Genomic DNA, 19,880 nt, shown 5'->3' with positions numbered 1-19,880 from the left:
GCGTGGTGCATTGCCTTCTTGCTGAACGGTGGAAGCGCACTGGCCGGCAAAGTTCAATCCACCCGCCATGCGCCGCTGGGCATCAGTGGCTGAACCACCGGGTAGCTGCATCGGTCGCATGGATGAACGGGGCGACAAGCAGTAAGGAGGGACCGTGAGCGACGTGCGCATTGGCATTTCAGGGTGGCGCTATGGCCCATGGCGCAAGGATTTCTACCCCCAGGGCTTGCGGCAGGACGACGAACTCGCCTTCGCCTCACGGGCGGTGAACACCATCGAGATAAACGGCTCGTTTTACAGCCTGCAAACACCTGAGCGGTATCTTGGCTGGGCCCAGGCCACGCCTGATGATTTCGTGTTTTCAGTCAAGGCGCCGCGCTATATCACCCATGTGCGCCGGTTGAAGGACATCCAGGAGCCGCTGGCCAACTTCTTTGCGTCAGGGCCGCTCATGTTGGGCGACAAGTTAGGCCCGTTCTTGTGGCAGTTCCCGCCCAACATGCAGTTCGATCAAGCCCGCTTCGCCGAGTTCTTCCAACTGTTGCCCCACGACCGGGCCGCGGCCCGGCGTTGTGCCAAAAACTGCAGTGAACGGCTCAAGGGCAACGGCGGTGCTGAGATCACCGGCAATACACCCCTGCGCCACGCGGTTGAGGTGCGCCACGACAGTTTCATGTGCGACGCCTTCGTCGACCTGCTGCGCGCCCACAACCTTGCCCTGGTGGTGGCCGATAGCGCAGGCAAGTGGCCCTATGCCGAGGACCTTACGGCTGACTTCGTGTACATGCGGTTGCATGGCGATGTGGAGCTGTACAGCAGCGGCTATACGGTTGCCGCCCTGCGCCGCTGGAAGCACCGCATCGAGCGATGGACCAAGGGCGACCAGGCGGACGACGCACGGCTGATCGTACCGGGCCCGCCGCCCCGCAAGGCATCGCGTGACGTGTACTGCTACTTCGATAACGATCAAAAGGTCCACGCCCCCTATGACGCACGTCGCCTGCTGGAAAAACTGCACCTGGACCACGACCTGATGACCGAACCCGGTACTGAACCTGAGGTAGAGCTTTGAATTCGACGCTATCTGCGCCCCACCCCGCCGCCGGCAGCCGCACAGCCGTGCATCGGTTGAATGTGCTCACGCTTAACGTGCACAAGGGTTTTACCTTTTTCAACCGGCGTTTCATCCTGCCGGAGCTGCGCGAGGCGGTAAGGGCCACCGGTGCAGACCTTGTTTTTCTACAGGAGGTGCATGGCAGCCATGCGCAGCACGCGCTGCGCCACCCAGGCTGGCCGGCCTCCCCCCAGTACGAGTTTCTGGCCGACAGCATGTGGCCGCAGTTTGCCTACGGCCGCAATGCCGTGTACCCCCATGGCGATCACGGTAACGCGCTGCTGTCCAAGTTCCCGATCCTGCGCTCGCAGAACCTCGACGTGACCGTGCAAGGCACCGAGGAGCGCGGCCTGCTGCACTGCCAACTGCAGGTGCCCGGGCACGACGAGGTGCATGCCATTTGCGTGCACCTGGGCCTGCGGGAAGCCCACCGGCAGAGCCAGGTGAAACTGCTGCTGAACTTGCTGGAGCGCTTGCCGGCCAAAGCCCCTGTGATCATCGCCGGCGATTTCAACGACTGGCGGCTGAAGGCTGACGCGGTGCTGTCGCAGTCGCTGGTAGAGGCGTTCGGTGAGCGCTTCGGTGCGCCGGCACGCACCTTTCCCGCGCGCCTGCCGCTGCTGCGGCTGGACCGCATCTACGTGCGCAACGGTATGCCGGCCAAGGCCCAGGTGCTGTCCAATTACCCGTGGTCGCACTTGTCCGACCACGCCCCTCTGGCTGCGGAGATTAGCGTGTGAAAAGACCTTGGGTAGAGGGCAACAGCGTCGAACTGTTGATCAATGGCGAGGCGTACTACCCCCGGGTTTTCGAGGCCATGGCCCAGGCCCGGGAAGAGATCCTGCTGGAAACCTTCATCATCTACGACGACAAGGTGGGCCAGCAGCTGCAACGGGTGCTGGCGGATGCTGCCCGCCGTGGTGTGCGAGTCGAGGTGGTGGCTGACGGTTACGGCACGGCAGATTTGCCGGCCGATTTCATTGCGGCCATGACCGATGCCGGCGTGCGTTTCCACCTCTTCGACCCGCAACCGCGCCTGGCAGGCATGCGGACCAACCTGTTCAGGCGGCTGCACCGCAAGATCGTGGTGATCGATGGCCAGCGCGCCTTCATTGGCGGGATCAACTACAGCGCCGATCACCTCGGTGATTTCGGGCCCATGGCCAAACAGGATTACGCCGTTGAAGTCACCGGGCCTGTGGTCGCACAGGTGCACGCGGTGAGCCGTCGGCTGATGTCCCCGGTGCTGGAACCGCCGAGTGACGTGCGCCCTGTCACCGCCCCCACTGGCGATGTCACTGCCGTGCTGGTGGAGCGTGATAACGGGCAACGCAGCACCGCCATAGAAGCGTATTACCTCGAAGCACTGCGCAAAGCGAGTTCACGTATCGTGGTGGCCAACGCCTATTTTTTCCCGGGCTACCGGCTGCTGCGTGAACTGCGTAACGCCGCACGGCGGGGTGTAGAGGTCACGCTGATCATGCAGGGCGAGCCGGACATGCGTTGGGTACGTGCACTGTCGCGCTTGCTCTACAACTACCTGCTGCGCGATGGCGTGCGTATACACGAATATTGCCGCCGCCCCCTGCATGGCAAGGTGGCCTTGGTCGATGACCAGTGGGCTACGGTGGGCTCCAGCAACCTCGACCCCCTGAGCCTGTCGTTTAACCTGGAAGCCAATCTGTTTATCCGCGACCACGCCTTCAACCAGCAGCTGTACCAGCACTTGCAGTCGCTGGCCAGTGAGCAGTGCAAGCCTGTGACCCTGGAGCGCATGATCCGGGGCTACTGGTGGCGTGCACCGTTGATTTTCTTGTGCTTCCACGCAGTACGCCACTTCCCGCGCATTGCCGGCTGGTTTCCGGCCCACCGCAAGCGGCTGGAACCGCAGCAACCGGAAGTGGCGACCCAAGGCAACTTGAACGAGGGCAACACCTGATGGAGCGCAAGCGTTGGCGGACCTGGGCCAAGCGCCTATTCACCGTATTGTTCCTGATTCTGATCCCGGCACTGCTGTTCACGTTGGCGCGCAACTTGGACTGGAACGAGGTGCGCCAGTCGCTGATGGCCTACAAACCCGGCACCCTGGCGATCGGGCTGGTCATGGCGTTGTGCAGTTTCCTGATCTTCGCCAGCTACGACATGCTGGCGCGTGCCTACACCGGCCACCGGCTGCCGGCCAGGCAAGTGCTGCCCATCGCGTTCGTGTGTTATGCGTTCAACCTCAACTTCACCACCTGGGTAGGCGGTGTTGCCCTGCGCTATCGCTTGTACGGGCGCCTGGGGCTGGACACCCCCACCATCACCCGCATCCTGACCTTGGGGCTGTTGACCAACTGGATGGGCTACATGTTGATCGCGGGCAGCGTGTTTGCCCTACGTCTGGTAGAGCTGCCGTCCCACTGGGCAGTAGGCACGACCGGCCTGCAGATGATCGGCTTCCTGTTGCTGGCGGTGTCGTCAGGCTATGTACTGGCGTGCGGGTTTGCGACGAAGCGTACCTGGCGCTGGCGCGAGCATGAACTCACCTTGCCCTCGCTGCGCCTAGCGGTTTGCCAAGTGGTGCTGGGCGCCAGCAACTGGGCGATGATGGCGCTGCTTATCTTCTGGCTATTGCCAGACGAGGCCTTCTACCCGTCCATTCTGGGCATTCTGTTGATCAGCTGCGTGGCGGGGGTGGTGGCCCACATCCCTGCCGGGTTGGGTGTGCTGGAAACCGTCTTTCTTGGCCTGCTGCAAGGGCAGATGGCCCAGGGCAGCCTGGTGGCAGCCCTGTTGGCCTACCGCACGCTGTATTACCTCATCCCCCTGGTATTAGCAGTGATCACTTACCTGGTGCTGGAGAAGCGTGCAAAGGCCATGCGTCAGCACGAGAAGCCTGCGCAGACATAAGCCATGGGGGCAGATGGAACGAGGAAGTGACTAGCAGCTAACGACCCCGCTTTGATCAGCAGGGTCGTCTGGCAGCCTATGCTCAGGGCGAGATGGGATCGCTGGCGGGGAAGGTTTCATCGAGCGCGTTATCGACGCTGCTCTCTTTCTTCTGGGCTACCTGGCCGCAGGTGCAGCCCGGCATGCGGCATGGGTCGCCACTGCGGTGGCCGGTGGCGCAGGCTTCACAGCAGTAGGCCTTGCCATTCTGCGGCACGGCATTGACCGTGCAGGAACATTCAGTGCAGGCGCATCGTAATTCGCTCATTGTGGGCTCCGGTCATCTTCGTCAACTACATCATCGCTCCATGGCTCGCCGTCCAGCGGCGCGGAGCGGGCCAGTTCAGCTTCATCCAGGCCGATACCACCACCAATTTCGTCGGCATCCACCTCGGTAAGCTCCATATCTGCCGGGCCGCCATGGCCGGGTTCGTGCGGGTCGCGCGCGCCGGTTTCATCCAGCAACGTGTCAGGGCTCAGGTCATCGTAGGTCACGTTGTCTTCGTGCAGGCTGTCGGTCAGGGCCTCGCCCCCGGTCATGCCGCTTTCGGCCACGCGCTCAGCGGGGAACTCCTGCTCGATGTCACCTGCAGGCCGTTCATCACCCACCCGCCCTCGCCGCTCGTCCAGGCGTTCACTGAAATCCAGTTCGTGCACGCTGCCCATGCGGTCTTCAATGTTGTCAATCTCAGTGGGTGTGTAGGGCTTGGGGTCGTTTGGCTTGGCCATGTGGCGTCTCCTTCAAGTGGCTCACTTGTGGTCGACTCTGCCCGGCGCAGGAAGATTCAGAGTTTTTCCGGGCCATCCGATTTATTGAACTCCCTGTTCCACGGTTGCCTCCCAACACCAAGACACTCATGGTGTGGAGCCAGTGATGGCAAGGTCCCTAGCGGAATATGCACGCAAGCGTGATTTTGATGCCACGCCGGAGCCCAGTGGCCAAGGGGGCAAGCGCAAGCGCGCCCATGCCTTGCAGTTCTGCATCCAGAAACACGATGCCAGCCACCTCCACTACGATTTCCGCCTGGAACTTGAAGGCACGCTGAAGAGCTGGGCCATACCCAAAGGCCCTTCCCTGGACCCGAAAGTACGAAGGCTGGCGGTGCACGTAGAAGATCATCCGCTCGAGTACGCCAGCTTTGAAGGGCATATCCCTGAAGGCCACTATGGTGGCGGTGATGTCATCGTGTGGGACAGAGGCGTATGGGAGCCCGAAGGCAACCCGGCCGAGGCTTATGCCAAGGGCAAGCTGCGCTTCCGCTTGCAGGGCGAAAAGCTGGGCGGCGTGTGGAACCTGTTTCGCACACGGATGGCGGGCAAGAAAGAGCAGTGGATGCTGGTCAAATCCAATGACAGCCAGGCCCGCCCCGAAAGCGAGTACGTCGTGGTGGATGAGCAGCCCGACAGTGTGCTCAGCGACCGCACCTTGATACCGAAAGCCAAAGTGGCCAAACAGCCGAGGACCAAGACGGCTGCACGCAAGCCAACGGGCGCCGGGCTGCCGAAGGCGCTTGAACCACAACTGGCAACCCTGGTTGAGACGGCGCCCCGTGGTGAATGGCGCTATGAGGTGAAATTCGACGGCTATCGCATTCTCGCCCGTGTCGAGGGGGAGGATATCCGCCTGTTCACTCGTAACGGCCATGACTGGACTGCCAAGATGCCAGGCCAGGTCGCGGCGTTGCGTGCACTGGGGTTGAACTCAGCCTGGCTCGACGGCGAGATGGCGGTCAACGACGCCGAGGGGGTGGCCGATTTCCAGGCGCTGCAAAATGCGTTCGACACCGAGCGGGATGATGCCATTGTCTATTACGTCTTCGACCTGCTGTTCCTGGGCGGTGAAGACCTTCGTCCCCTGCCCTTGCAGCAACGTCGTGCAACCCTGCAACAGCTGCTACAACACAGTGCCGATGGGCGGCTGATGTATTCAGCAGATTTCGATCAGCCGGTCGATTCGTTGCTCCAAAGTGCCTGTCGCCTTGGGCTGGAAGGGCTTATCGGCAAACGCGCCGATAGCCCCTACCTGGGCAAGCGCAGCGCCGACTGGATCAAACTCAAGTGCGGTCGCCGCCAGGAGTTTGTAGTCGTTGGCTACACAGACCCCAAAGGCAGCCGGAAAGGCTTTGGCGCCTTGCTCCTGGCCTTGCATGACGGTGAAAAGCATCAGCTGCGCTATGCCGGCAAGGTGGGCACGGGGTTCAGCGCAGCAACGCTGGCCAGCCTGCGTGCCCGCCTCGAACCGTTGCAGGTGGCTGAGCCTGCGCTGGCCCACCCACCGAGTGGCGCAGAGGCGCGGGTCGTTCACTGGCTGCAGCCACTATTACTGGCAGAAGTTGCCTACGCGCAGATGACCCGTGACGGCATCGTTCGCCATGCGGTGTTCCATGGGCTACGGCACGATAAACCCGCCCGCCACATAGACCTGGAGCAACCCATGTCCGGCAAAAGCACCGCCAGGCGCAAAGCCACTGAGCAATCAGAAGATCTGGGCAAACTGCGCCTCACCCACCCGGACCGGGTGATCGACGCCACTACGCGCGTCACCAAGCGCGAAATTGCCCACTATTACGCTGCTGTCAGTGAGTGGATCATGCCGCACCTCAAGCACCGACCCGTGGCGTTGGTGCGTGCCCCCGATGGGCTTGAGGGTGAGCTGTTCTTTCAGAAGAACGCCGAGCAGTTGCACATCCCTCACCTGCGCGGCTACGACAAGGCCGAAGCAGGCCAGGCTGCCATGGTCATCAATCGGCCAGATTCCCTGTTGGGTGCCGTACAGATGAACATGCTTGAGCTGCACACCTGGAATGCAATCGATAGCAACTTCGACAAGCCGGACCGGTTCGTCCTGGACCTGGACCCTGACCCGGCGCTCCCCTGGAAAGCCATGCTGGAGGCTACCCAGCTGACCTTGACCCTGCTCGATGAACTAGGGCTCACCGTGTTCATCAAGACCAGCGGCGGTAAAGGCATTCATCTGGTGGTGCCGCTGACGCGCCGGGTGGGCTGGGAAGAGGTAAAAGCGTTCAGCCACGCCATTGTGACCTATCTAGCCCAGTTGTTCCCGGACCGGCTGACGTCAGTCTCAGGCCCAAAAAACCGGGTGGGCCGTATTTTCATTGACTACCTACGCAATGGCAAAGGTGCCACTACTGCCTGTGCCTATTCGCTGCGTGCCCGCGAAGGCCTGCCGGTTTCCGTGCCTATCTGGCGTGAAGAGCTGGCCCAGCTCAAGGCCGCCAATCAGTGGACCATCGCCAACCTGGCGCAGCGGCTCGCCGAGGTGGACGACCCCTGGGCAGAGCTGGGCAATACCCGGCAGTCCATTACCGCGCGCATGCGCCGACAACTGGGCGTGGAGCAATGATTACCCAGTACCAAGCCAAGGAGGGACGCCCATGACCACCGCGCAGGACCTCGACCTGACTCACCTGGACCGCGTGCTGCGCCCCTTCGGCGAGCGCCCGCAACCGCTAAGCCTGGATACGCAATTGCCGCCACTGCTCCAGGCTCTGCAAGCCGATCATCTGGACCAGTTGCCGCTGCCCGGCCATGGCGACACGTTGCGGCGCTGGCAAGCCCTTGCCCGGGTGGCCGGGTGCGATCTGGCCTTGGCGAAGCTTTACGAGGGCCATACCGATGCGTTGGCAATCATGGCCGAATGTGGCGCCGCTCATTACGCTGAGAGCGGAATCTGGGGCGTGTGGGCGGCCGAGCCTCCTGACGCTCGAGCCATTATCGTTGCGCGGGATGGCACCCAGGTTCGCCTGGGCGGCCGCAAGGCCTGGTGCTCGGGTGCCCTACAGGTCGACCGGGCGCTGATCACGGCGTGGGACGAAGAAATGCGTCCGCAACTGGTCGCCATCGAGCTGTCACAGCCCGGCCAGGGCTTGAATAGCGAACGCTGGCAGGCGGTCGGCATGGCCACTACCGCCAGCGTTGAAATCAAACTCGACGATACACCGGGCGTGCTGGTCGGCCAGCCCGGCCAATACCTGTCACGGCCTGGCTTCTGGCACGGCGGCGGTGGTATCGCCGCCTGTTGGTACGGCGCCGCCGAGGCGTTGGCTGGCTACCTGCGCGAGCACTGCACCAAGCCGCACCCTGACCCCCACGCCGATGCGCACCTGGGCGCAGTGGATGCCGCGTTGTACGGCGCCAAGGCAGCCCTGCGTGCATGCGCCGCCTGGATCGACCAGCAGCCGCAAGCCGATGCCAGCCTGCAGGTGCGCCGTACCCGCGCGCAGGTTGAACAGGCGGTCGAACAGATTATCAGCCACGTCGGCCGAGCCCTGGGGGCCACCCCGTTCTGCCGCAGCAGCCACTTCGCCCGGCTCAGCGCGGACCTGCCGGTGTTCATCCGCCAGAGCCACGCGGAGCGTGACCTGGCCGTACTGGGCCAACAACTCACACAGGTACCCGCTGGAGCATGGCAGTTATGAGCGAAAACCTGATCGAAGAAAGCCCTGGCACGCCGTGGTCTGCCTGGCAGCAATCCGCCCATCTGGCCCGCGCCACGTGGCTGGATGCCCACCAACTTTGCCCATCTGGGCGGCGCCTGGTGCTGATCGCGCCGCACCCGGACGACGAGATTCTCATGGCCGGCGGCCTGCTGGCCGGCTTCAGGGGGCGAGAAGAGGACCTGGTGCTTGTTTCGGCCACCGATGGCGAAGGCAGCCACCCTGGGTCCAGCCACTGGACCGAGCATCGCTTGCGCCGCCAGCGGCCTCAGGAAAGCCGCCTGGCACTGCAGCAACTTAACCTGGACCCCGGCCGCCTGGACTGGCGACGGCTCAATCTCAAAGATGGCCAGCTGCCCCGCGAAGAAGCGTTTCTGGTCAGCCACCTCACGCAGCTGCTGCGGCCTGACGATTTGCTGATGGCCACCTGGCGGGGCGATGGGCACTGCGATCACGAAGCGGTCGGCCGGGCGGCGGCCCAGGCAGCCCTTGCCCGCAAGGTGCAACTGGCCGAGGTGCCCGTCTGGGCCTGGCATTGGGCCCAGCCCGATGACCCCCGCCTGCCGTGGCCACGGGCGCATCGCTTGCAATTGGATGAAGGCCAGGTGGGGCGCAAGCGCAAGGCAATCGCCGCGCACGCCAGCCAGTTTGAACCGGATGGCTGCAACCCACCGGTGCTGCGCCCAGACTTGCTGGACTGCCTGTTGCAACCCTTCGAACTGGTCTTCCTGTGAATGGAGCTGCCATGAGCATTGACGCCGAGTATTTCGCCGACCTGTATGCCACGAACGAGGACCCCTGGGCTTTTCGAACACGCTGGTACGAGAAGCGCAAGCGGGACCTGCTGATGGCCAGCCTGCCGCGGCAGTGCTACCAGCGCGTGTTCGAGCCGGCGTGCGCCAATGGCGAGCTCAGCGTCATGCTGGCCGAGCGCTGTGGAGCGCTGGTGTGCCAGGACCTCGACCCTACCGCCGTCAGGCTCACCCTTGGCCGGCTCGCCGAGGCCCCCCACGTGCACGCAGAGGTGGCGCGTTTGCCAGCGGACTGGCCTGGGGGGCAGTTCGACCTGATCGTACTGAGCGAGGTGGGCTATTACCTGGACCCTGCAGACTGGTTGCAGGTTATCGAGCAGTCGGTCGCCAGCCTTACCTATGACGGCGGGCTGCTGACCTGCCACTGGAAGCACCCCATCGCAGGTTGCCCTCAAGATGGCCGCGAGGTACACCGCATGCTGGAAAAGCACCTTCCCCTCTATCCTCTGTTCTGCCACGAGGAAGCGGACTTCATCATGGCGTACTGGTCCGCCCAGCCAAGCGTGGTCGACCTCGACGAGACTTGCTTATGATCGGCATCGTCATCCCTGCCCACAATGAAGCCCGGCGCCTGGGCCGCTGCCTCAAGGCTGCGCTGCTGGCTGCCCGATATGCCGGGGATGCGGGGCACAGGGTTGAAATCGTTGTGGTGCTTGACCGCTGTACCGACAGCACCGCCGCGGTTGCGCTGCGCCATGGTATCGAAACTGTGGCGATTGAGGCCGGTAACGTGGGCGAAGCCCGGCGTACCGGCGCCGCCTGGATGCTGGACCGCGGCGCCACCTGGTTGGCCTGCACCGATGCCGACAGCCAGGTGCCGTTGCACTGGCTGGTATCGCAGCTGGGATGCGGCACGGAGGTGGTTTGTGGGACGGTGCATGTGCAGCGGTGGGAGCCATGGCAGAAGGCCGCGCTGCGCCGGCTGTATCACAGCCGGTACGACGACAAGGACGGGCACCGCCACATTCATGGTGCCAACCTGGGGGTGAGTGCGCATGCTTACGCACTGGTGGGTGGTTTCAAGGCGCTCGCGGCACATGAGGATGTGCAACTGGTCAGGGGGCTGGAGGCGTTAGGGGTTGCCATCAGCTGGAGCGGGCAGCACAGCGTGGCCACCAGCAGCCGACGCGAGAGCCGCGCCCGAGAAGGGTTTGGCGACTATCTGGCGGGGCTGCAGAAAACCCTCTGACGCGTTCACGACGCTTTGCGCGAACGCTTGGCCGGCTTTTTCTCGGCTGCGGTTTTCTTGTTTGTTGCCGCAGCTGCTTTCCCCCCGAGGCTACGTTTAAGCAGTTCGGTAAGGTCGATGATATCGGCGCTTTTTTCGGTGCCGCCTGCATCGCCCTTCTCGACCGTTTCAATCTTGCCCTTGCTGGCTTTCTCCTCTACCAGCTCCATGATCGTTTCCCTGAACGCATCATGATACTCATCGGGTGCCCAGCTACCCGACATGTCCTTGACCAGACGCTTGGCCATGTCCAGCTCACGCTTGTCTGGCTTTGCTTGCGTAACGGTGGTGTCCAGCTCCAGCGTATCCAGGCCGCGCACTTCTTCAGGCCAGCGCAAGGTAATCATCACCAGGGCGTCTTCTAGCGGCCTGAGCAAGGCCAAATGCTGACGGGTGTGCAAGACCACGGTGGCCAGCGCCACCTTGCCGGTGCTTGCCAGTGTTTCGCGCAGTAGCGCATACACTTTGCCGCCCCGGCGGTCCGGGCTCAGGTAGTAAGGCGTGTCGAAGTGCTGCAGGGGTATTTCCCCGGCATCGACGAACGAGAAGATATCGATGGTCTGGGTGGCTTCCGGGCGCGCTTTGCGAATTTCGTCTTCGCTGATAACCACATAGCGGCCCTTTTCATATTCCACACCTTTGACGACGTGCTCTTTGTCGATGTCCTTGCCAGTCACCTTGTTGATGCGCTTGTAGCCCACCGGGTCCATGCTGCGCTTGTCGAGCCAGTCGAAATCGACTCGCTCGGTGCTTACCGCCGTGTTCAGCGCGACCGGTATATGCACCAGCCCGAAACTGATTGCGCCTTTCCAGATTGCCCTGGCCATTGAGCATGCCCCCTGAATGATGGACCGATAACTCAAGTGACTGCATTGGCCAGGGAAGGTTTAGCCTGTTCGCCCGGTGGCTCACCGGGGCTGGAAGAGCACCCGCTTGAAGGCCTCGGCGGCCAGGTGCACCTGCACGGCCCAGTCACTCGCCGCTTCGCTACCCGCATCGTCGGAAATATATTTGAGGCAGACAAAAGGAATGTTTTCACTGCGGGCGATCAATGCCAGCACATAGGCTTCCATATCTACCACGTCATAGGGTGCGTCGCCGTGGCTCACTTCGAAGTTGTCACCGGTGCCGCAGGCTTCGAGGGGTAAACCCGAGATGGCCGTGCCATGCTCAAGCACTACTGGCATATCCGAAAAGGGTGTCTCGTAGCGGGCAAAGCCCAAGGGGGTGACATCCATATCCCGTTGCACGAAGCGGTTGCAGCACACCACAGTGCCTTTGCCATGGCGTTTACTCCCGGCAGATCCCAGGTTGACGATCAGCCGAGGCCTATGGCGGGTGATGGCACGGGTGAGCGTGATAGCTGCATTGACCTTGCCAATGCCGGTAAATACGGTATTGAGGTGGCCGAATACTTGGCCGGCTTCGGCTTCGAGTGCAAATACAAACAGGATGTCTTCAGGCGAGACTTGGGGGAACAGCGGGGTCAGCATCATCGGGCATTGATTCCAGTCGACAGGAACGGGCCCGGGTATTGTCAGTCAACTCGGCGGCATTGCAAGCGGGTCGTTGCCTACCTGTAATGCGCGGTGCCGGGTTACCTCGGCACCGCGTAGCCTCACTTACGAACGGCCGCCTTTTGGCCCGGCTTTACCGCCTTGGTCGCTGGAGGAATGCTGGCCGCCTTTGCGCCCGGCTTCGGATGCTTTTTCACGGTCATTGGCAAAGTTGCCTGGGTTCTTGGTACCGCCCTGGCTGCCTTGTTGATTTCCGCTGCGGCTGTTCTCTTTGTTGGCCATGGTCTGAAACCTCGTATGACTTCGGGATGCACGGCAATTGTGCCGTACATGGGTTCAGAGTGCGGCCATCAGCGGTGATTCGCTTTAAACAGCCGCCATCTGACCGGCGGCGTTAAATATGCGAGCGTTGGGTATTTGGCGTGGCGGTCAGTGGGGTGCCGGGGTGTCCAGGCGGGCCTGGCGCCGGCCCAACCATGCCCCGGTCACAGCCCAGCCTGTGGCGATAGCCGCCCCGATCAGCATGGCAGCTTGAGGGTGCTCGCCCATTACATCCAGAGCGCGTTTGAGCCAGCCGCTTATGGCGTCGCCGCCTCGGTACACCACGGTGTCGATGAAGTTCTTGGCCTTGTACTTGTCTTCGGCCGGTAGCACTGTGAACAGCATCTCCCGCCCAGGGCGCACTAGTGCGTATTCCCCGGCCCGCCGTATAACCATGACCACTACGAATACTGCGAACACGGGGGCCATCGCCAGCCAAATGAAGCCCACAGCCATTACCATGGGCACTGCCACCAGAAGCACGCCCACGCCAAGCCGCCGAGCCAAGCGCCCCGTGAGGAACAGTTGAGTGAGAATCGCCAGTGCTTGCACCAAGCCGTCTATCAGGCCGAATACCTGTGTCTGCCGGGTACTGTCGGTGAAGGTCTGGCTGACGATGCGAGCTTGCTCGAAATACAGGAACGTGCTGACACTGGCGAGCAAAACGACGAACAGAGCAGTGCCCAGCAGGTAAGGTGAACGCAGTACCGCTGTCGCACCTGCGAAGGGGTTGCCGCCCAGTGGCTGCCGGGACGGCACAGGCGCTCGCTTTGTGATCGGCTGTGCAGCACGCCAGCGCTGCAGAAAACGTGTGGCCTGGATGCTTGCAACCAAAAAGCCTGCCGCCAGCACCAGCAACCCGGCATGACCAAGTGGCGCCACCAGCAATGCGCCCAGCAAGGGCCCGGTGAGCCCACCCAAACTGGCGCCAGCCGCAAGCAGGCCGAACAGGCGCTTGCTTTGCTCAGTGGAAAAGAGGTCTGCCAGCACGCTCCACGCCAGCGAGATACACAGCAGGTTGAACACCGACAGCCAGATGTAAAATGCGCGGGCCGTCCACACCGCATCAGGCGACCGGGCCATGAGCAGGGCGAACAACACAAGGTTGCTGGCAAAAAAACCATAGGTCCACGGCAGGATCAGCCTGCGCGGTACTTTAGAGGCCAGCCAGCCGAACAACGGCAGGCATACCAGTGTGACGATGAAAGTCCCGGTGAACAGCCATTGCAAGTTGTCTACACCACCCGCAATGCCCATGGTTTCACGCACGGGCCTAAGCATGAAGTAGCCGGTGAACAGTAGATAGAACAACAGCAGGCCGGCGAGCACTGCGGGTGCTTCACCGGGCTGGATATCGAGCAGCTGTTGCAGACGGCGCCGCAGGTTCGTCATCGCGTCACGCAAATTGCTGAATCAGCGCCTGTTGCTGCGCCAGGGTCAGCAATGGGCCATGACCCGCTTTCAATTGGTCGAGCTGGCGATCTGGCCGGCCGGTTGCAGGGATTACGGCGGTAACCGCTGGGTGGCTGATCGCAAACTTGAGGAACAGCTGCGCCCAACTGCCAATGCCCGCCTGCTCGGCCCACCCTGGCAGCGGCTGGTCCTTGACCTGGGCGAACAGCCGGCCATCGTCGAAGGCCCGGTTGATCAGCACCGCTACGCCTTTTTCGCGGCACAGTGGCAAGAGGGTCTTCGCTGCCTGAGGGGCATTGACTGCATAGTTGACCTGGATGAAATCCAGTGGCTCGCTGCGGACGATGGCCGCAACCTCCTCATGCCCGCTGTTCAGGTAATGGGTGATGCCCACATAGCGGGTTTTGCCCTGTTGCTTGAGTTCGCGGGCATAGGGCAACTGGGTTTTCCAGTCGCGCAAATTGTGTACCTGCAATAGGTCGACCTTTTCCGTGCGCAGGCTACGCAGGGTTTGTGCCCACTGGGTCTGGGCTGCGGCGAGGCTGTCGGCTGCAATCTTGGTGGCGATGAAGCACTGGCGATGCCAACCGCCCTCTTCCAGAAGTTGCCCCAGGATAGCGTCGGCGCCGCCGTAGTTCGGCGATGTGTCGATGACCCGGCCGCCGCCTTGGAAGAACGCCGAGAGCACCTGTTCAAGCTGGCGATAGGCCGTAGAACCCGGCTCTACTTCAAAGCTACCAGACGTGCCTGCCCCGATAGCGGGCAGTGCTTCACCGGTGGCGGGTATCTTGCGTGTGAGCAGGCCTTGGGGCGCGGCGGCCAGCCACGGTGCGGCCGCCATAAGGCTAATAGCCGCCCCGGCGCGCAGAACATCGCGGCGTGCGTACATGGTCAGGCCCTCATGAGGAAGCGGTGTCCCCCACAGGCTAGCCCCTGAAACCGTCGGATGCGCCTAGATGTGTGTCTGAATGTTTGACGTATCAGCCTTGCAACAGCAGGCGCAGGTCCACACCCGCCTCGCCCATGGGTGGGCACCAGTAGTAGCCGCCGGTCAGCGGCCGGGTGAAGCGGTACAGGCCGTCGATAATGCCGTCCTCCAACCCGCTCATGCGCCGCAGTTGCACCTCAAAAGCCGCAAAGGACTTGCCCAGGGCCACGAACGCCAGGCCCGCACCCCGGGTATCGGCCCAGGATATAGAACGGCGCACCATGAACGCCTCGGGTGCAAAGCTTTCCTGCGCCGTGCGTTTCACGTGGGCTGACGCTGGGGCATCATCCAGCTCTTCGTTGTCGCTGAGCCGGCGGCCAATGATGTTGTCCTGCACCTCTTGGGGCAGCGCCTTGAAATACTGCAGGTCGTGCTTCCACAGCTGGAAGGCGGCGAAGCTGGAGCCTTTCAGGCCCGGCACACCCTCGGCAAGGATCGCGGCGTGCACGGCATCGTCATCGCTGGGGTTTTCGGTGCCATCTTCGTACCCTGTCAGGTCACGCCCACCCTGGTGCAGGAAGCCCTCCACATGGTCAACCAGGCTGAACGCCGGGCTCAGCAATTGCTCCAGCGCCTGGGCCCGCAGGTACAGGTCGCCCCGCTCTTCGCCGCGCAGCCACAGCCACAGGGCATGCTGGGTGCTCGGGTTCTCCACGGCAGCGTCCAGCACGGGGAATGGCTCAAGCCCTTCGATGTTGGCGTTCAGCACCTTGGCCAACGGTGCGCCGACCCCCAGCGTCAAACGCAAGCCATCCACTTCGTTGAGCAGTGCATCGAGCGCCGCAGGTATGGCGCCTGGGGAGTTGATCGAAAAAAACAGGTGACGAGCATGCACGGGGACGGGGGTGGCGAGCAGACCTTGCTGGAACGGCATGAAGGGCGAGTCCTGGCTAAAAGCGCGCATGCTACTGCGCACCCTGGGTTACTGCAATGCGCGTTAAGCGCGCGGGTGAAGGCACCGCGGTAACAAATGGTTACCAAAGCTGGCCATATGCAATTAGCTATCAGGTCGGCGCCACCTAAACTGCTCGGCAACCCCGGCCCGAGACTGCGCCATGACCGCCTCCCCTCTGCTGACCACCTTTCTGCCCCTGGCCCTGGGCATCATCATGCTTGGCCTCGGCCTGTCATTGACCTTGGCCGATTTTGCCCGTGTGGTGAAATACCCCAAGCCTGTGCTGATCGGCCTGGCCTGCCAGATCGTGCTGTTGCCAATAGCGTGCTTCCTGATCGCCAACGGCCTGGGACTGGAGGCCGCCCTGGCGGTCGGTTTGATGCTGCTGGCGGCGTCACCGGGTGGCACCACCGCCAACCTCTTCAGCCACCTGGCGCACGGCGACGTGGCGTTGAACATTACCCTGACAGCGGTCAATTCACTGATCGCGATCCTGACCATGCCGCTGCTGGTCAACCTGTCGCTGAGCTGGTTCATGGCCTCTGACCAGGCGATCCCGCTGCAATTTGCCAAGGTGTTGCAGGTGTTTGCGATCGTGTTGCTGCCCGTGGCCTTGGGCATGCTGATCCGCCATGTTGCGCCGGCATTCGCTGTGCGCATGGAAAAACCGATGAAGATCGTGGCGGCGTTGTTCCTGGCGTTCACCATCGTGCTTGCCTTGGCCAAGGACTGGCAGACCGTGGTGGAGTACGCACCCGTGGTGGGCCTGGCGGCGCTGCTGTTCAATGTGCTCAGCCTGGCGGTGGGCTACTGGGTGCCTCGCTGGCTGCATGTTCCCAAGCGCCAGGCTATCGCCATTGGCATGGAAATCGGCATTCACAACGGCACCCTGGCCATTGCCCTGGCCCTCAGCCCTTCGTTGTTGAACAACGCGACAATGGCCGTGCCGGCGGCGTTGTACAGCCTGATCATGTTCTTTACCGCAGCCGCATTCGGCTGGTGGGTGAGCCGTGGGCATGTCAGCCCAGAAGCGGCTGCGGGCACGGGTGAGCGCGTCTAGCGTTCAGTTGCGCGGGCGCCTGTTACGTCGCAGCTGGCGCACCAGCACCTGCAAGGGCGGTGCATAGAAGAACCCGAACGAGACACTGCCCTCGCGCCCCTTTACCGCATGGTGCAGGCGGTGCGCGCGGTGCAGGCGCCTAAGGTAACGGCCCACCGGGCGCAGTTTGCGCGGCCAGTGCCGGTGGAACAGCCCATCGTGGGCGGCAACATAAAGCACCCCATAGGCCGCCACGCCGCCGCCCACCCAGTGCAACGGCCAGTACCCGGCCTTGCCGATCGCCACCAGCGCGGCGGCCACCAGCCCCAGGGCCAGCAGGTACAGGTCGTTGGTTTCCAGCATGCCCAGGTGGGGCTCATGGTGGGAGCGGTGCAGCCACCAGCCCCAGCCATGCATGATGTACTTGTGGGCCAGCGTACCGACGCCTTCCATGGCCACCAGGGTGCCGAGCAGGATGGCGATGTTGAGCAACATGAAGCATTCCGCGATGTGTGCAAGAGAGACGGGAAGGTTACCGATTGGTGCGCTGTTTTTCCACGTAGTCGCTGCATGCTGTAGGGGTTTTCCCGATGAAGCCATTGTCATGTTTTTACCCTTGACCTGCCTTGCCCTGCGGCGTAACGTCCCCGCCGCAATTTTGCATCCCTGAACAGGAGTCCTGCATTGGACAGTAGCCCCAGTCGCTTGCGACAGGCCCACGCGGCACGCTAGTCCGGCAGCGCTTCAACTGCCTGGCGGCTTTGCCAAGGCGGTGACGGTTTCAACACTCCTCCTCTCCCTTCGTGGTCCTGCGCATTTCTGGTTTTCTAACCGCGTCGAACGTATCGACGCCAACACGGGCACCTGCCCGTGGATGAGGTTTGCTATGGATTGGAAAGTCTTTCTGCTGCGCGTCAGCATTGCCCTGCTGCTGGGCGCCCTGATCGGGGCCGAGCGGCAACTGCGTCAGCGCCTCACTGGCCTGCGTACCAATGCACTGGTCAGCACCGGTGCCTGTCTGTTCGTGTTGATGACCCAGGCGGTGCCTGGGATGCAGCCTACCGATGCCTCACGCATCGCTGCCTACGTGGTGTCGGGCATCGGGTTTCTCGGTGGCGGGGTGATCATGCGCGACGGCTTCAACGTGCGTGGGCTGAACACTGCGGCGACCCTATGGTGCACCGCCGCCATCGGCGTGCTGTGCAGCCTCGGCCTTTTGCTGGAAGCTGCCTTGGGCAGCCTGGTGGTGCTGTGCGCCAATATTCTGCTGCGTGACATTGCCCAGCGGTTGGACCGGCAGGAGGTGGTACCTGCCAGTGAGGTGGAGCAACATTTCGAGGTGCGTATCGTCTGCCGGGCCCAGGATGAGATCCAGGTGCGCAGCCTGATGCTGCACAGCCTCAGCGACCCTGGGCTGCGCTTGCAGTCCTTGCACAGCGAAGACTTGGCAGACCCTTCCCGGCTGGAAGTGCGCGCCGAACTGCTGGGTACTTCCGAGGCGCCCTCGCAATTGGAGCGGCTGGTAAGCCGCGTCAGCCTGGAAAAAGGCGTCAGCTCGGTGCGCTGGCAGTTGCAGGCGCAGCAGCATGCGCTGGCAGCAGATTAACCCGCCACCCGCTCCATCACTTCGTAACGGTCGCGGCCCTGGTGCTTGGCCTCGTATAACGCCAGGTCCGCAGCCCCCAGCAGTTGCTGCGGGGTGAGTGCTTGCTGGGAGAGGTCCGCCACGGCAATACCGGCACTGAATGAAACCCTGCCCAGCGGGCTGCCGGCATGTTCCAGCATCTGCCCACGCAAGGCTTGCTGCAGCTCACGCACCAGCGCCTGGGCGCCCTGGCTGTCGGTATCGGGCAGCAACAAGGTGAATTCCTCGCCGCCGTAGCGCACAGCCAGGTCGGCCGGACGGCGCATGGCTTGGCGCAACAGCGCGGCGAACCGCTGCAGGCACGCATCACCTGCCGGGTGCCCGTAGCGGTCGTTGTAGGCCTTGAAGTAGTCCAGGTCGAGCATCACCACCACCAGTGGGTAGCCCTGGCGCCGGGCCCTGCGCAGTTCTGCATCGAACACTGCATCGAGCCGGCGACGGTTGCCCAGGCCCGTGAGGCTGTCGGTCAGTGCCAGCGCCTTCAATGTCTGATGGGCCTGGTGCAAGGCACGCTCCATGACAATGCGCTCACGCAACTGGCGCAACACTACCCAGCCAAAGACTGCGAAGCCCAGCACCAACAGCAACAGCACAGCCAGAGACTTCAGGGCATCCTGCCGCCAGGGCGCCACGATGGACTCCCGGGATAGCCCTGCTTCCACCACCAGCGGGTAACTGGTCAACGCGCGGTAGGCATACAGGCGCGGCGTGCCATCGACCACCGCAACGGCTTCCACCAGGCCCTGTGGCGCGTACGGCAGGTGATTGCGGAAAATCTCGCTGTTGGCCAGGCTGCGCCCCACCACCCGCTCGACGAAGGGGCGCCGCACCAGAATGGTACCGTCGCGCTTGGCCAATACCAGAGCGCCACGTTCATCGATCTTGAATTCACCGTAGTAGCGCACGAACCAGTCCACCTTGATGGTGCCCAGCAGCACCCCGGCAAAGCTGCCATCGGCATGCTGCAGGCGCCGGGATATGGGAATGATCAGGCTGCCGGTAGACCGGCTGCGCACCACTGAGCCGATGCGCACCGCCCGGCTCGGGTGGTCGCGGTGGTAGATGAAGTAATCGCGGTCGCCGTTGTTCGCGGCAGCTGGGCTGGCAGTTTTGTCCGTGACGATCCAGCGCCCATCGGGCCCGTACACGAACAGCCCGTGCAACTGCGGGATGATGCTTTTCTGCTGGGCAAGCAGCGCATGCAACCGGGGGCGGTCGATATGATCGAAGCCATCGCCTTCCAGGCGTTCGGCCAGTGCGGCGGTAATCGCATCCACTTGGCGGATGGCGTCTTCGGCGTGCTGTGCGGTGGCCTGTACCAGGTTGGTGACCATATTTTCAGCGTTGATGAAGGCATCGCGATAATCGCGCCAGATGCGCCAGCCTTCGACCGTTGCAAATGTCACCAGCACCAGCAACATGAACGCCAACACCAGGCGAAACACCGACACCCGCCTGCCCTCGCCCGTCAGAGCGAGGGGGCCTTGGTCATCCTGATCCGCGGCTGCACGCATTCGAAT

Annotated in this window: 21 protein-coding genes; 11 read left to right on the top strand and 10 right to left on the bottom strand. The window is 62.8% G+C overall.

Features of this window, described 5'->3' with window-relative positions; genetic code table 11:
* Positions 1 to 154: 154 nt before the first annotated feature.
* From APH25_RS22095 to APH25_RS22080, 4 genes are read left to right on the top strand one after another with little or no spacing between them, the layout of a single operon-like run.
* On the top strand, positions 155 to 1,072 hold the full coding sequence (locus APH25_RS22095) for a DUF72 domain-containing protein (protein ID WP_060483393.1): 918 nt from the start codon (positions 155 to 157) through the stop codon (positions 1,070 to 1,072).
* Positions 1,069 to 1,854, top strand: a complete 786-nt coding sequence (locus APH25_RS22090) for an endonuclease/exonuclease/phosphatase family protein (protein ID WP_060483392.1) — start codon at positions 1,069 to 1,071, stop codon at positions 1,852 to 1,854. Before APH25_RS22095 ends, APH25_RS22090 begins: the two co-directional genes overlap by 4 nt.
* On the top strand, positions 1,851 to 3,053 hold the full coding sequence (clsB, locus tag APH25_RS22085; protein WP_060483391.1) for a cardiolipin synthase ClsB: 1,203 nt from the start codon (positions 1,851 to 1,853) through the stop codon (positions 3,051 to 3,053). Before APH25_RS22090 ends, clsB begins: the two co-directional genes overlap by 4 nt.
* On the top strand, positions 3,053 to 4,006 hold the full coding sequence (locus tag APH25_RS22080; RefSeq protein ID WP_060483390.1) for a lysylphosphatidylglycerol synthase domain-containing protein: 954 nt from the start codon (positions 3,053 to 3,055) through the stop codon (positions 4,004 to 4,006). The genes clsB and APH25_RS22080 overlap by 1 nt, the downstream gene beginning before the upstream one ends.
* Positions 4,007 to 4,088: 82 nt before the next feature.
* On the opposite strand, the gene APH25_RS22075 is transcribed toward APH25_RS22080, so the two are convergent.
* Positions 4,089 to 4,313 carry a metallothionein gene (locus APH25_RS22075; RefSeq protein ID WP_028634013.1) on the bottom strand — a complete coding sequence of 75 codons (225 nt, stop codon included), beginning with the start codon at positions 4,311 to 4,313 and terminating at the stop codon, positions 4,089 to 4,091.
* Complete coding sequence (locus APH25_RS22070) at positions 4,310 to 4,774, bottom strand: hypothetical protein (RefSeq protein ID WP_060483389.1); 465 nt, start codon at positions 4,772 to 4,774, stop codon at positions 4,310 to 4,312. The genes APH25_RS22075 and APH25_RS22070 overlap by 4 nt, the downstream gene beginning before the upstream one ends.
* A 145-nt stretch (positions 4,775 to 4,919) precedes the next feature.
* Between APH25_RS22070 and ligD the strand changes: the two genes are divergently transcribed.
* The 5 genes from ligD to APH25_RS22045 are packed head-to-tail and all read left to right on the top strand — an operon-like array spanning position 4,920 to position 10,503.
* Positions 4,920 to 7,409 (top strand): DNA ligase D, encoded by a 2,490-nt coding sequence (gene ligD, locus APH25_RS22065; RefSeq protein ID WP_060483388.1) that lies wholly within the window; start codon positions 4,920 to 4,922, stop codon positions 7,407 to 7,409.
* A 31-nt stretch (positions 7,410 to 7,440) separates the two neighbouring features.
* Positions 7,441 to 8,484, top strand: a complete 1,044-nt coding sequence (locus APH25_RS22060; RefSeq protein WP_060483387.1) for a hypothetical protein — start codon at positions 7,441 to 7,443, stop codon at positions 8,482 to 8,484.
* A complete protein-coding gene (locus APH25_RS22055) occupies positions 8,481 to 9,236 on the top strand; it encodes a PIG-L deacetylase family protein (protein ID WP_060483386.1) in 756 nt (251 codons plus the stop codon). Before APH25_RS22060 ends, APH25_RS22055 begins: the two co-directional genes overlap by 4 nt.
* An 11-nt stretch (positions 9,237 to 9,247) precedes the next feature.
* On the top strand, positions 9,248 to 9,847 hold the full coding sequence (locus tag APH25_RS22050; protein ID WP_060483385.1) for a bifunctional 2-polyprenyl-6-hydroxyphenol methylase/3-demethylubiquinol 3-O-methyltransferase UbiG: 600 nt from the start codon (positions 9,248 to 9,250) through the stop codon (positions 9,845 to 9,847).
* Positions 9,844 to 10,503 carry a glycosyltransferase family 2 protein gene (locus tag APH25_RS22045; protein ID WP_028634019.1) on the top strand — a complete coding sequence of 220 codons (660 nt, stop codon included), beginning with the start codon at positions 9,844 to 9,846 and terminating at the stop codon, positions 10,501 to 10,503. Before APH25_RS22050 ends, APH25_RS22045 begins: the two co-directional genes overlap by 4 nt.
* A gap of 5 nt (positions 10,504 to 10,508) precedes the next feature.
* Here APH25_RS22045 and APH25_RS22040 read toward each other — a convergent pair whose 3' ends face one another.
* The 6 genes from APH25_RS22040 to APH25_RS22015 form a co-directional block, all read right to left on the bottom strand.
* Positions 10,509 to 11,369 carry a Ku protein gene (locus tag APH25_RS22040; RefSeq protein ID WP_060483384.1) on the bottom strand — a complete coding sequence of 287 codons (861 nt, stop codon included), beginning with the start codon at positions 11,367 to 11,369 and terminating at the stop codon, positions 10,509 to 10,511.
* A gap of 81 nt (positions 11,370 to 11,450) precedes the next feature.
* A complete protein-coding gene (locus APH25_RS22035; RefSeq protein ID WP_060483383.1) occupies positions 11,451 to 12,038 on the bottom strand; it encodes a nucleosidase in 588 nt (195 codons plus the stop codon).
* Positions 12,039 to 12,164: 126 nt separating this feature from the next.
* Entirely contained in the window at positions 12,165 to 12,341 is a 177-nt protein-coding gene (locus APH25_RS22030) for a general stress protein (RefSeq protein WP_028634022.1), read from the bottom strand.
* Positions 12,342 to 12,488: 147 nt separating this feature from the next.
* Positions 12,489 to 13,772 carry an NTP/NDP exchange transporter gene (locus tag APH25_RS22025; RefSeq protein WP_060483382.1) on the bottom strand — a complete coding sequence of 428 codons (1,284 nt, stop codon included), beginning with the start codon at positions 13,770 to 13,772 and terminating at the stop codon, positions 12,489 to 12,491.
* Between the two features lie 4 nt (positions 13,773 to 13,776).
* A complete protein-coding gene (locus tag APH25_RS22020) occupies positions 13,777 to 14,682 on the bottom strand; it encodes an aldo/keto reductase (protein ID WP_060483381.1) in 906 nt (301 codons plus the stop codon).
* Positions 14,683 to 14,773: 91 nt separating this feature from the next.
* Positions 14,774 to 15,655 (bottom strand): Dyp-type peroxidase, encoded by an 882-nt coding sequence (locus tag APH25_RS22015; RefSeq protein ID WP_060483380.1) that lies wholly within the window; start codon positions 15,653 to 15,655, stop codon positions 14,774 to 14,776.
* Between the two features lie 181 nt (positions 15,656 to 15,836).
* Between APH25_RS22015 and APH25_RS22010 the strand changes: the two genes are divergently transcribed.
* Positions 15,837 to 16,736: a bile acid:sodium symporter family protein gene (locus APH25_RS22010; RefSeq protein ID WP_060483379.1), complete on the top strand. Its 900-nt coding sequence runs from the start codon at positions 15,837 to 15,839 to the stop codon at positions 16,734 to 16,736.
* 3 nt (positions 16,737 to 16,739) lie between these two features.
* On the opposite strand, the gene APH25_RS22005 is transcribed toward APH25_RS22010, so the two are convergent.
* The gene (locus tag APH25_RS22005) at positions 16,740 to 17,210 is read right to left on the bottom strand and encodes a sterol desaturase family protein (RefSeq protein WP_028634027.1); all 471 of its coding nucleotides are present in this window, start codon (positions 17,208 to 17,210) and stop codon (positions 16,740 to 16,742) included.
* 391 nt (positions 17,211 to 17,601) lie between these two features.
* Here APH25_RS22005 and APH25_RS22000 point away from each other — a divergent pair, with 391 nt between their 5' ends.
* Positions 17,602 to 18,321 carry an MgtC/SapB family protein gene (locus tag APH25_RS22000; RefSeq protein WP_028634028.1) on the top strand — a complete coding sequence of 240 codons (720 nt, stop codon included), beginning with the start codon at positions 17,602 to 17,604 and terminating at the stop codon, positions 18,319 to 18,321.
* Here APH25_RS22000 and APH25_RS21995 read toward each other — a convergent pair.
* Positions 18,318 to 19,874, bottom strand: a complete 1,557-nt coding sequence (locus tag APH25_RS21995) for a sensor domain-containing diguanylate cyclase (RefSeq protein ID WP_060483378.1) — start codon at positions 19,872 to 19,874, stop codon at positions 18,318 to 18,320. The two genes, APH25_RS22000 and APH25_RS21995, sit on opposite strands and share 4 nt — an antisense overlap.
* Between the last annotated feature and the right edge of the window lie 6 nt (positions 19,875 to 19,880).

Source organism: Pseudomonas sp. NBRC 111119, assembly GCF_001320125.1.
Classification (GTDB): Bacteria; Pseudomonadota; Gammaproteobacteria; order Pseudomonadales; family Pseudomonadaceae; genus Aquipseudomonas; species Aquipseudomonas parafulva.
The sequence above is the reverse complement of the archived record's forward strand: the minus strand, read 5'-3'. Positions and strand labels throughout refer to the sequence as shown.